Annotated in this window: 7 protein-coding genes; 3 read left to right on the top strand and 4 right to left on the bottom strand. The window is 44.3% G+C overall.

What is annotated here, in order from left to right; genetic code table 11:
* Positions 1–20 precede the first annotated feature (20 nt).
* Entirely contained in the window at positions 21–947 is a 927-nt protein-coding gene (locus BAU14_RS06885) for a LysR family transcriptional regulator (protein ID WP_161899356.1), read from the bottom strand.
* A gap of 176 nt (positions 948–1,123) precedes the next feature.
* Between BAU14_RS06885 and metE the strand changes: the two genes are divergently transcribed.
* The 3 genes from metE (at position 1,124) to BAU14_RS06870 (ending at position 5,740) form a co-directional block, all read left to right on the top strand.
* Positions 1,124–3,373 carry a 5-methyltetrahydropteroyltriglutamate--homocysteine S-methyltransferase gene (gene metE / locus BAU14_RS06880; RefSeq protein WP_161899355.1) on the top strand — a complete coding sequence of 750 codons (2,250 nt, stop codon included), beginning with the start codon at positions 1,124–1,126 and terminating at the stop codon, positions 3,371–3,373.
* Positions 3,374–3,546: 173 nt separating this feature from the next.
* Positions 3,547–4,443, top strand: coding sequence for a methylenetetrahydrofolate reductase [NAD(P)H] (metF, locus tag BAU14_RS06875; protein ID WP_161899354.1), 897 nt, complete (start codon positions 3,547–3,549; stop codon positions 4,441–4,443).
* 187 nt (positions 4,444–4,630) lie between these two features.
* Complete coding sequence (locus BAU14_RS06870; RefSeq protein ID WP_161899353.1) at positions 4,631–5,740, top strand: ABC transporter ATP-binding protein; 1,110 nt, start codon at positions 4,631–4,633, stop codon at positions 5,738–5,740.
* A 235-nt stretch (positions 5,741–5,975) separates the two neighbouring features.
* On the opposite strand, the gene BAU14_RS06865 is transcribed toward BAU14_RS06870, so the two are convergent.
* The 3 genes from BAU14_RS06865 to BAU14_RS06855 all read right to left on the bottom strand — a co-directional run bounded on the left by BAU14_RS06865 (position 5,976) and on the right by BAU14_RS06855 (position 12,063).
* Entirely contained in the window at positions 5,976–7,085 is a 1,110-nt protein-coding gene (locus BAU14_RS06865; RefSeq protein ID WP_202622178.1) for a DNA/RNA non-specific endonuclease, read from the bottom strand.
* 276 nt (positions 7,086–7,361) lie between these two features.
* Entirely contained in the window at positions 7,362–10,220 is a 2,859-nt protein-coding gene (locus tag BAU14_RS06860; protein WP_161899351.1) for an endo-beta-N-acetylglucosaminidase, read from the bottom strand.
* Positions 10,221–10,653: 433 nt separating this feature from the next.
* The gene (locus BAU14_RS06855) at positions 10,654–12,063 is read right to left on the bottom strand and encodes an aldehyde dehydrogenase family protein (protein WP_161899350.1); all 1,410 of its coding nucleotides are present in this window, start codon (positions 12,061–12,063) and stop codon (positions 10,654–10,656) included.
* Positions 12,064–12,163 lie beyond the last annotated feature (100 nt).

The raw sequence follows: 12,163 nt of genomic DNA, 5'->3' as shown, positions 1-12,163 counted from the left end.
GGGGCTTTTTTTACTATCAGCTATTCTTGCGCTACTGAAAATCCGTAACCCTGGATATGTTCTTTCAGTAGATTTAAGTAGCGCTCCCCTAAAGGAGACAAGATAACTTGCCGGTGCTTTAGCCAGCCTAGTTGGATGGGATCATCGACTTCTAACGGGATGGCTACGATTTTATCGTCATTTAGTTCACTGGAAATGATTCCGGAGCTGATTGTATAGCCGTCTAAGCCTACCATCAAGTTGAAAATCGTCGCCCGATCGCTGACTTTGATGTTCTTTTTACGATTTAACGTGCTGAGTATTTCTTCGGAAAAATAAAAAGATTCCGCATCCCCTTGCTCATAAGACAAATAAGGATATTCCGCTAAATCTGCCAAGGCTACCGTTTTTTGCGTGGTCAGAGGATTGCTGCGGCTGACAAACACATGAGGGGTTGCAGTGAACAGCGGCTGAAACTCCAAATCCAGCTCCTTGAAAAGCTTTTCCATAACTTGCCGGTTGAAGCGATTGAGATACAAGATCCCCAATTCACTTTTGAAAGCTGTCAGATCATCGAGAATATTGCGGGTCTCCGTTTCTCGCAAAGTAAACTGATATTCTTCTGTCGTTACTTCCCGAATCAGTTGGACAAAGGCATGGACAACAAAGGCATAGTGCTGTGCTGAAACCGAAAAAGCCTGTTTGCGGGGAGTACCTCGTTTGTACTTTTCTTCCAATAGATTTACCTGGTCTAAAATCTGGCGAGCATAGACCATAAATTCCCGCCCCTCATCTGTCAAACTAACGCCGGATTTGTGTCGCCGCAAAATCTTGATTCCCATCTCTTCTTCCAGATCTTTCAATGCATTAGACAAACTGGGCTGGCTCAAAAACAAATCTTTGGCAGCCTCATTGATGGAGCCCTTCTCGACAATCTTTTCTAAATATTCCAGCTGCTGAATGCGCATTTGTCTACCTTCTCCCTTATTTTTCTTATAGTTTAATCCAATCTATAGTTTAAAGCTATAACCAGTGATATTTTTTTTCAGTTATCCAAGGTTTCTCAAACGTGGTAAATTGCTAACAAGCAATTGAATCTTACATTTCCTGAATTTTTTCAGAAAATGTTAAAGGAGCAGATACTATGACAACAACCATCATCGGCTTTCCTCGGATTGGTGAACACCGAGAACTGAAATTTGCGACTGAAAAATATTTCCGCCAAGAAATCGACCAAGACCAACTGCAACAGCTGGGAAAAGAGCTGCGGCAAAAACATTGGCTGACAGTCAAAGAAGCTGGCATCGATCAGATTCCTTCCAATGATTTTTCCTTCTATGATACAACGCTGGATACTGCTTTTCTGTTAAATATTATCCCCGAAGAAGTGGCAGCTATCGATTTGTCTTCTCAAGATAAATATTTTGCCTTGGCTCGCGGGTACCAAGGAGAAAAAGGGGACATCAAAGCACGCCCCATGAAAAAATGGTTCAACACCAATTACCATTACCTGGTACCGAAATTTGAAAAGAACACCGCAATCAAAGTCACCGGCGACAAGATTTTCACCGAATTTGCTGAAGCAAAAGAGCTGGGTATTACCACGCGGCCAGTAATTTTGGGGCCATTTACCCTATTGGCATTAGGAGAGTATGCTGATGGCCAGACTGCTGCAGATTATCTCGAGGGTCTAATCAGTGCCTATCAGGAAATTTTTGCCAAGTTGGCCTCAATAGGTGCCGACTGGATTCAAGTCGACGAGCCCGCCCTGGTAAAAGACCTCACCTCAGCAGATTTAGAGCTCTTTGTTTCTCTTTATACCCCGCTTTTGGCAGCCAAGTCCGGATTAAAGGTCTTACTCCAAACCTATTTTGGTGATATTCGAGATGCATATAAAACCGTTACCGCACTAGACTTTGACGGGATTGGCTTAGATTTTGTGGAAGGTGTCCAAACACAAGCTTTGGTGCAACAAGGCTTTCCTGAAGATAAGATCCTTTTTGCCGGCATCGTCAATGGCAAAAACATTTGGCGCAACGACTATGAAAAAAGCCTGGCTATCCTTGCACAGTTACCAGCTAAACAGATCGTTCTTTCCACGAGTTGTTCATTGTTGCATGTGCCTTTCACAACCGAAAATGAAACTTTTCCACAAGAAATATTGGAACATTTTGCCTTTGCCAAAGAAAAATTGACCGAACTCGTCGAGCTGTCCGCTATCTTATCCGCAGACAAACAGGACCTGCTGACAAGAAATCACCAGCTCTTTACAAAAGAGCGTATCCAAAAAGATGCTGGCGTCCAAGCACAAGTCAACGGTCTAACAGAAGCGGACTTTACCCGCTTACCGGCCTTTTCAAAACGAGAAGCGCTACAAGCCCAACAATTCCAACTTCCGCTATTGCCGACGACTACGATTGGTTCGTTCCCCCAAACCAGGGAAGTTAAGCGGACTCGGGCTCAATTTAACCGCAACGAGATTTCCCAAGAAGACTATGACACGTTTGTCGCACAACAAATCAACGATTGGTTGGCCTGGCAAGAAGAAATTGGACTTGACGTCCTGGTCCACGGTGAGTTTGAACGCAATGACATGGTGGAATACTTCGGTCAAAATCTTTCCGGTTATCTCTTTAGTAAGAATGGCTGGGTCCAATCTTACGGTACCCGCGGCGTGAAGCCACCGATTATCTGGGGCGATGTCAAACGAGAACAGGCGATCACTGTTAAATGGTCCAAATATGCCCAATCGCAAACCGATAAGATTGTCAAAGGGATGCTGACAGGACCGGTAACTATCTTGAACTGGTCATTTCCGCGAGAAGACATTTCATTGAAGGAATCAACTTTACAGATTGCTTTAGCAATCCAAGAAGAAGTGCTGGATTTAGAGGCAAATGGCATCCGCATCATTCAGATTGACGAAGCTGCACTGCGGGAAAAACTACCGCTGCGTAAAAGCGACTGGTTCAGCGAATATCTTGACTGGGCAATTCCCGCTTTCCGTCTGGTTCACAGCAAAGTCCAACCGCAGACTCAGATTCATACCCATATGTGTTATAGCGAGTTCACCGACATCATCCCCGCAATCGACAACATGGATGCAGATGTCATCTCTTTTGAAGCGTCTCGTTCCAATCTGGAGATTTTGGATGAACTCAAAGCGCAGAACTTCCAAACACAAGTGGGGCCAGGGGTTTATGATATCCACTCTCCTCGGGTACCGGCAGTGGAAGAAATCGCTGAAACCATCCATAAAATTTTGGCCAAAGTACCGGCCCGCAAAGTTTGGATCAATCCCGACTGTGGATTAAAAACCAGAGGTATCCCGGAAACTCGCGCCAGCCTCATCCATATGACCACTGCTGCTAAGCAAGTCCGTGATGAATTGTAAGACACCCGCTCTGAAAGATACGACCTGTTTCTTGAGATTGCTGAAGTCTCTGAAATTCTTTCAAAGCGCCAAGCTTTCTCATTACAGAATTTACAAATAAACACGTCACTACAAAAATACTCGGCTGCCCTCAGCAATTGATTATAACGGTAGTCAAGAAAGGAATCCCTGCCATGTCAGCTGCTCAACAAAAACACGCAACACTTTCATTTGAAATCTTTCCACCCAATACCCAAGTCGGAGAAGAAAAACTGATGGGAACTTTGGCCGAGTTGGGCGGCTTGGCACCGGATTTTATCAGTGTCACCTGTTCCAATAACAAACGCAACATTGAAGAGACGACTTTGAAAGTCGCTGGTTATGTAAAAAATCGCTTGGGGGTTGCTACCATCGCCCATCTGCCGGCAGCCTATCTTACTCGTCAGCAGGTAACCGATATTCTAAAAGCTCTGGATCAACTGGGAATCCATCAGATATTAGCCCTGCGAGGAGATATCATTCCTGATGTCCCGCCGAAAACTGATTTTCACTATGCATCAGACCTGGTTTCTTTCATTCGAGAAACCGCCCCTCACTTCAAAGTCAGCGGGGCTTGCTATCCCGAGGTTCATCCAGAATCTTGTGACCGGGTGACCGACATCAAGCATTTGAAACACAAAGCGGACCAGGGCTGTGAACATCTGATTACCCAACTGTTTTTCGACAATGAAATCTTCTATCGCTTTCAAGAAAACTGCCAACTAGCAGACATCCAAGCACCAATTTTGGCGGGAATCATGCCCATCATCAACCGCAAGCAAGCACTGCGCTTAATCAAAACCTCTGAAGCCAAGCTGCCTCGCAAGTTTTTAGCAATTTTGGACAAGTATGAACATGATCCAGTGGCACTGCGAGATGCTGGTTTGGCCTATGCCATTGATCAAATCGTGGATCTGGTGACCCAAGATGTCGCTGGTATTCATTTGTACACTATGAACAACGCCACCACGGCTCGACACATCTACAATGCCACCTCTTCACTTTTTGGTAAACCTGCACAAGAAAACCAACAGATCCTCCAATTGGGCTAAAAATTAGTATAAACCCTTTTATATCAGTATCTCTTTCACCATCGGCTATCAGATAAAGCCGGTGGTGTTTGCGTTTTCAACAAACTATACAAAAAAATAGCTGTTCTTTTGTGCAGATTGTCATAGGACAAGAAAAGCGTTTTCAGTTATATTATGGGTACAGAAAAACGAAAAGAGGTAACTACTTATGGTAGAAATGGCATTAAAACACGTTTACAAAAAATACGACAATAACGATAACTACTCCGTTACAGACTTCAACTTGGATATCGCCGACCGCGAATTCATCGTTTTCGTAGGTCCTTCCGGTTGTGGTAAATCGACTACTCTGCGTATGATCGCTGGTTTGGAAGATATTTCTGAAGGCGAATTGTACATTGGCGACACTGTAATGAATGATGTTGCTCCTAAAGACCGCGACATCGCCATGGTATTCCAGAACTACGCATTGTACCCACATATGACTGTTTTTGATAACATGGCATTCGGTTTGAAATTGCGTAAATATGACAAATCAGACATCAAAGCCCGTGTTGACAACGCTGCTGAAATCTTGGGCTTGACTGAATACTTGGACCGTAAACCAGCTGCATTGTCTGGTGGTCAACGTCAGCGTGTTGCCTTGGGTCGTGCCATCGTTCGTGATGCAAAAGTCTTCTTGATGGATGAACCTTTGTCAAACTTGGATGCAAAATTGCGTGTAGCCATGCGTGCTGAAATCGCAAAATTGCACCAACGCTTGAACACAACAACTATCTACGTAACCCATGACCAAACAGAAGCGATGACTATGGCTGACCGTATCGTTATCATGAAAGACGGCTTCATCCAACAAATCGGTACACCTCAAGAAGTTTATGATACTCCAGTTAACGTCTTTGTTGCAGGCTTTATCGGATCTCCAGCAATGAACTTCTTCAACGTTACCTTGAACAATGGCATGATTTCTGATGGCCACGGCTTGAACTTGCGCATTCCTGAAGGCAAAAACAAAGTCTTAGTAGAAAAAGGTTACGAAGGCAAACAATTGATCTTCGGTATCCGTCCAGAAGATATCCATTCTGAACAAGTGGCTATTGAAGCTTCACCTGAAGCAACAGTTAACGCTGAAGTTGTTGTATCTGAATTGTTGGGTGCTGAATCAATGTTGTACACTAGAACTGGTGATACAGAGTTCATTTCTAAAGTTGATGCTCGTGACTTCCACAAACCAGGCGAACAAATCGACTTGGCCTTCAACATCAACAAAGCTCACTTCTTCGACAAAGAATCTGAAGAAGTTATCAAATTGCCTTAATCTGTAATTTGATTTAACCCTTGTGTTCATTTCTTTAAACCCCATATTCTTTATTTTCCTTGAAAGACCCGGTGCGCTTACGCCGGGTCTTTTGTATTGCCCAGACTTTTTGCCAAAATCAAAAAAATCCGTAGCTGTCGATTGCTTCAATCGTCAGCTACGGATTTACTTCGCTTAACTTTTACTGGTTTTCTGCACCCGGCTATCCTTTTTGAGAATTGGCACTGCCAAACAGTTACTGATCTTTTGGTGCCCGGTAGCCGTTTTCTTCGGCCTCCTTGACAGTCTTAAACCAGGCTTTAGGGTTGGTGGTCTGTTCATAGTGTTTTGAGCCGGGAATATGGTAGATTTTGGATTTAGATCCTTTGATTAGACCTTTGCCGTTTTCATCAACATATTGTTTTTCTGCTGCTTCTGTCGTATTTGCAGCAGCATCATTTTTAGAAGTGGCTGGTGCTGTATCGCTACTTTGAGACGCATCAGAACCAGCAGAGGTAATGGTACTAGAGCCGTCCGCATAATTCAGCGTCACTCCGTCTTGTATATTGAAGATATAGACATTAAAACAGATGGCGTCGCTGCCTATCGACTGTCCTTCCATCTGTACGCCCCGAGCCACCAACTCATTTTCGCGGAAAATCGGTGTGACCCGATAGCGAACGTAATTCTCGGAACTTTTTTCCAAATAATACTTGATATCCATTTCATATCGCAGCATTTCCGGGGAGTTCAGTTGCCTGGTACCAGTAAATAAATTTTTCCAATTGGCATTTTCTCCGGCCAGTGCATAGCCAATCAAATGAGAACGATTGAACAAATAGGCACCATTGATTTTTTTATTCTTCCAACCGGTGGGAGTAACACTGGAAATATCCCCTCTTTTTTCCGTAGGCATCAAATCTTGATTTAAAAGGGCTTCTGCGGTCGTGACTCGATTCAAATGATCCAGCTCACCATATTTTTCCCAAGAGCCGGCTTTGGTGGAAAGATCCGTATCAGAGAAAAAGGGCCGATTCCCATTGACTTCAATCGTCTGAGTCCCACTGTAATCTTTCGCTGCCAATTCCTCAAGCGTCTCATTTCGCAATTTTTGCAGCTGCTGTGTCGTTTTTGTCGCGTCAGTAGCTGAATCTGAGCTTGTTGATTGTGAAGTAGTGCTTAGAGTCTTGTCTGCGGATGCTTCTGAGGATTTTGCAGTAACCGTTGTACTCTCCTGTAGCACCGTTGTCTCAGTACTGTTTTTGGCAGTCGATTGGTCACTGCTGTTTCTCTTCTCACAACCGGCAACCCCCAGTAATAAAAGCAACGCCGCTGCTGTCAGCGTCTGTTTGATGATCTTTTTCATAGTCTGCCCTCTTTTTTTCAACATAAAGCGATTATCCCGCTTCTTTACCAGCCCGTCAATCCCAGAAGCTGATTTCTGTCTTGAATAGACCCGTGCTGTTAGCCTTGACTCACAAGAAAACAGGTGTGACATCAAGTATTCTGAAGCGAAAAAACAAGCAACTTCCACTGCTTTTCAATGGAAGTTGCTTGTCATTTAGTCATATTCCCTTTAAAGGCGGGGTGACAAAGCAGTTGTCATTGCTTCATTTAAGTGAGCCTTTCAACCTGTCGTCATTTATTTCAATCCGTACACACCCATTTCATAAATACGAACTGCTGAATCAGAGCCTTGTGTCGGTTTGTCAGTAGCAAGTTTTACATAGCGAGCTTTGACTGCCGGGAACGTATCGACCGATTCCGGTGCTGCGTTATTGATGACCCGGGTAACTTGCGTGAACTCTTTGCCGTCTTCACTGACAAAAATTGTGTAAGCTTTCGTATTCATATCTGGGCTTTCACCACCTGCTTCGGCATGAGCCAAGTGTACTTCGCTGACGGTCTTGATTGCCCCTAGATCCAAAGTAATTTCATGAGGCGGTGTTCCAGTGGCACACCACTTGGTATCCAACTTGCCGTCAACTGCCATTTGTGGCGCTTCGTTATCGTTGGTGAAGCCGGATGCCTCTGTTTTGGCTCCTGCTGACAACAAGGCCAAGTCTCCTTTAGCATCTTCAGAAACAGTAATGAATTCTTTGACTTCAACAGGTGTTTCACCGGCTTTGTTCTTAGCCGTCAATTTCACTGCGTAGGTACCGGCTTTGTCGTAAGTTACGACTGGTGCATCGTCGGTACTGTCGCTGATATTGCCTCCTTCAAATTCCCATTTAACTGATTCGGTATTGGCAGAAGACGCATTGGTAAAGGTTACGCTGTCACCAGGTGCAATCAAGGTCCGGGATGCTTTGAAAGCTGCTTTTGGAATCGCGTTGTTCGGCCACTCCATTGTCACTTTATCGGAATCCTTGCCCCGGTTGCCCCAGATATCTACTGGCACTACCACAAAACTCGTCTTATTGGTGTCATCATTTCGTTCCAGCGCATTGATATAATGGTTGGCTGCCGGTGTCGCACCGATAAATGAGCGGCTGTTGTCTTTATTAATCCGATAGATTTCATAATGCGAAAAATTATCGCTATCGACAGCCTCCCAAGTCAAACGCACGCCGGCATAATTGCTTTCCTCTTCGTCAAATAGTGTATCCTCAATCTTGACATTTTTTACAGCCATTTCAGATTTGCTCTCTTTACCAGTGAGGGAAATTTGACCGAAATTCAGCTCGTAAACGTCGCTGGTTTTTTCACTGGTGATGCTGTAAGAAATACCTTTGATCTCTTTGCCGGCTGCTTTGGCAACATCGTAAGTGACTGTCGTCCAATCTGAGCCAACTTTTTTATCGGCTTTGAAGGTTTCTTCTTTGCCATCTGCCAGTGTCAAAACTAAATCAAGGGCAGTATCTTCTGTCGCTTTGGCGGTCGTAGTAAAGACTGCATCCTTTGCCAGTTCAAAATCAGTGGCATAAAGCTTAATTGTGCTAGCAGTTTTTTCATTCATGTTGCCCCGCAGCTTCAAGGAATTTCCGCCTTGATAAGCTTCTGCATAGTCCATCAATACGTCTAAATCATTGCCTTTGCCGTGATTGAAGATCCAACGGTAAGTCGGCAAAATGTCCTGCAGACTGCGATTGTTCCAGTCGAGACCCGAAACTTTTTTACCATCAATAAAGTAATTGTAGCCATTTCCCAAATTAAAATTAGTAACAAAAGGCATGTCTGTGATGGCCGTCTGTTCCACTGCATAGGTGGAAACCCCCGGCCAAGCACCATCTTCTACTGGAACGCTCAAAGTTGGATCAGCTTGACCATTGACCCAGAAGGTATTTTCCCGGGCTTGGATATCATCTGGTGTGCCACCGGAGAAATACGTCCAATCCGGTACGTATAGTCCAAGAGAAGTGTAAGGTTTGTTATTTTTATCAGTAAATAGACTCCAACGCGTTGGTGTCATGTAGCCATCTGCTTGAACGTCGATACCGGCAAACAGCTCGTAAGGGTCGATGTTCAATTCTTTAGCTTTGGCGGCAGATTTTTCCAACAGTTTGTCGCCAGCCAGTTCATCGGTATTCCACCAGAAATTCAGGAACATATTGTCAGCTACCGGATTCATCTCGGCATCCACCATGAAAGCATCGTTTTTATCGGTTAACGCATTTTGCCAATCCATCTTACCTTCTTTGGTCATGGAGTCGTACCACATGAGATCTTGCTTATCCCCGACTTTGGCTTTGTAGGCTTTAATCAGTTCCTGCATCAGCTCGGCATGTTTTTTATTCAACTCAGAAGTGGCTTTATCCTCTTTTGTTTCTGTCTTGTTTTCTGCGGCTTCGTCAAAGCTGGTGACTTCATTGTCTGTCTCTTGGTTGATAAACCAACCGTCAAATCCGTAAGCATCTGCCACTGCGATCATCTTGTCTACGATTGGAAAATTCCCGTCTTTGTCTTTTTCCAAAAATTGTGATAACCACTCAATTTTCCCACCGTGGGCAGTTTGCGGGAAGAAAATCGTTCCCAAAACCGGTACGCCGTTTTTGTGGGCAGCATCAATTACATCAGCACTTGGCGGCACGATGATTCCTTCACCAGAAGAGCCACCCCAGTAGACCATTTTGTCGATGTATTGCCAAGATGAAAAGATGTTGGCATCAAAGGTATTGATCCCGTGAGGCGCATTGCCGCTCGTGCTGGAATTCATGATGGACAGTGCCACTACCTGCATATCCGGATCTTGCGTATCATTGACAGTTGCCAACGATTTTTTATCTGCTCGTTTTGCCAATGGTGTGGTGCTGACGTTATATTTGGCATCAGGATCCTTGGCAAAATCCCACTTCAACAGATCTTCTGGGAACCAATAAGAAGACTGGGGCTGATTGTCCATCCCACGATTCAATTTGGCTTCCTCGGTTTCGGAATACACAATCTTGGTTTCATCCTTGGTCTGACTTTGACCTGTGTTCTTCTGACAGCCGGCTGCTCCTATTGTTAGCGCTGCCAACAATGTCAAAACTGCCACACTTTTGAAGCGAATGTTTTTCATGTTTCTCCTCCTCGTAACTTTTTGTGCCCACGAAAATTCGTCAACACTGACCAGATCCCAATTACTTACCGGTTATAAAGACTAAGGTACTGACAAAAAAAAACGAACTCTCAACGTAATGAGATTTTTCTGCAATCTCTTAAAATAAAAGCTGTTTTCTGATAAATAACGTAAGATTATAGAACAAGCAGTTCAAATCGCCAGACTTTCACTATGTCATAACTAGGTAGCTTGTGATCAATCCAAAGATACCGCTTCCAGAGGGAAACTTACAGATACAAACTAAAGGTATAAAGAAACAAATTAAAGAAGTTTTCAAATTCGTGAATTTAGAAATAATTGTGATAAATAAAACAATCCATCGGTGGCAAAATGTATCCAAAAAAAAGCGAGCATCTGAAAAGACACTCACCCTTTTAAAACTTATTTCTACTCATCCATGAAAGACTGCTTTAATCTCTACGTAATCTTCCAATCCAAAACGGCCATTCTCTCGACCAATACCTGACTGTTTATAGCCGCCAAAAGGAGCTTTCGGTGTACGATTACTGCCATTGATGATGACATTGCCGGTTCGCATTTTTTTAGCCACTTCATAGGCAGCCTCCTCTGGACCAACGACCCCACCAGACAAGCCATAGTCGGAATCATTGGCGATAGTGATGGCCTCTGCAACTGAACTATAGGTCAAGACTGTCAAAACCGGTCCAAAGATTTCCTCACGAGCAATACGCATCTGATTATTTCCATTAATGAAGACAGTCGGTTCTACGAAATAGCCAGTCCCTTCAATGGCCTTGCCCCCGATCAAAACTTCGGCTCCTTCTTTTTTTCCGATTTCAATGTAATCCAACACAGTCTTTAACTGTTCTTCCGAAACCACCGGGCCCACTCGAGTTGTCGGCTCTGCCGGATTCCCGACTGTGACGTTCTCATAGTAGTCTTTCAGCGCTGTTTTGGTTTTAGCCAGCATGTCTTCTGGAACCAATAATCGAGTGAGGGCCGAACAGGTCTGCCCTTGATTGTCTAATACTGTACTTGCTGCCAGCTTGACGGCAAGCGCCAGATCCCCGCCAGGAAGGTAAATCATAGCAGATTTGCCTCCTAGTTCCATCACTGTTTTTTTGACCGTAGCAGCCGCACTGGCAGATAGTTTTTTCCCAACTGCTGTTGATCCCGTAAAAGAAACCACCGCCACGTCTTCATGTTCAGCCAAATAGTTTCCGGCATCACTGCCACTGCCTGTCACCAAATTAAAGACCCCAGCCGGTAATCCTGCTTCTTGGATGATCTCCGCATATAAAATCGCGGTTAACGGCGTATTGGACGCTGGCTTGACAACCACTGTGTTCCCAGTCAAAAGAGCCGGCGTGATCTTCCGCTGAATCTGATTTAGGGGATAGTTCCATGGTGTAATACAAGCTACCACGCCAAAGCCCTCTTTAATAATTGTCGCATTGTCGATTTCTTCTTCAAAGGCAAAATCTGCCAATTCTTCCAACGTTGCTTGCAATTCCTTAAGAGCTAGGCCCACTTGCCCCTGTTCCGAAAATGATCGACTAGCTCCTAACTCTTGAACGATTACATCCGCAATTTCCTCTTTTCTCGCTGTCAATCCCGCTAGAATTCTTTTCAAATAAACGGCTCGCTCAAAAGGGGCTGTCTCATTCCAAGCTGGAAAAGCCTCCTTAGCTGCCGCCACTGCCCGGTCAATATCCTCGTGGTCTGCCTGAATTACCTGTGCGATTGCTTCTTCTGTCGTGGGATTGATTACTTCTGCCAATTTTTCTGAGTGTGCTGCCTGCCAATTACCATCATAAAAAAGCTTGTCATATCTTTTCATCCTCGGCCTCCTTAGGAAATTGCTAAGTGCTACTTTAAACGTAACACGGATGAAAAGAAGCGTCAAAAAAGCGGCTTCATGAAATACTGTGTCGGATTTT

This window comes from Candidatus Enterococcus leclercqii (assembly GCF_009933135.1).
In the GTDB taxonomy this organism is placed as follows: domain Bacteria; phylum Bacillota; class Bacilli; order Lactobacillales; family Enterococcaceae; genus Enterococcus_C; species Enterococcus_C leclercqii.
Note: the sequence above shows the minus strand (reverse complement) of the source record. Positions and strands in the feature narration are given on the sequence as shown.

Excerpts from the sequence above, each read along its gene's own strand:
- BAU14_RS06865 (WP_202622178.1), bottom strand. The coding sequence starts at position 7,085 with ATGAAAAAGATCATCAAACAGACGCTGACAGCAGCGGCGTTGCTTTTA.
- metF (WP_161899354.1), top strand. The coding sequence starts at position 3,547 with ATGTCAGCTGCTCAACAAAAACACGCAACACTTTCATTTGAAATCTTT.
- metE (WP_161899355.1), top strand. The coding sequence starts at position 1,124 with ATGACAACAACCATCATCGGCTTTCCTCGGATTGGTGAACACCGAGAA.
- BAU14_RS06870 (WP_161899353.1), top strand. The coding sequence starts at position 4,631 with ATGGTAGAAATGGCATTAAAACACGTTTACAAAAAATACGACAATAAC.
- BAU14_RS06885 (WP_161899356.1), bottom strand. The coding sequence starts at position 947 with ATGCGCATTCAGCAGCTGGAATATTTAGAAAAGATTGTCGAGAAGGGC.
- BAU14_RS06855 (WP_161899350.1), bottom strand. The coding sequence starts at position 12,063 with ATGAAAAGATATGACAAGCTTTTTTATGATGGTAATTGGCAGGCAGCA.
- BAU14_RS06860 (WP_161899351.1), bottom strand. The coding sequence starts at position 10,220 with ATGAAAAACATTCGCTTCAAAAGTGTGGCAGTTTTGACATTGTTGGCA.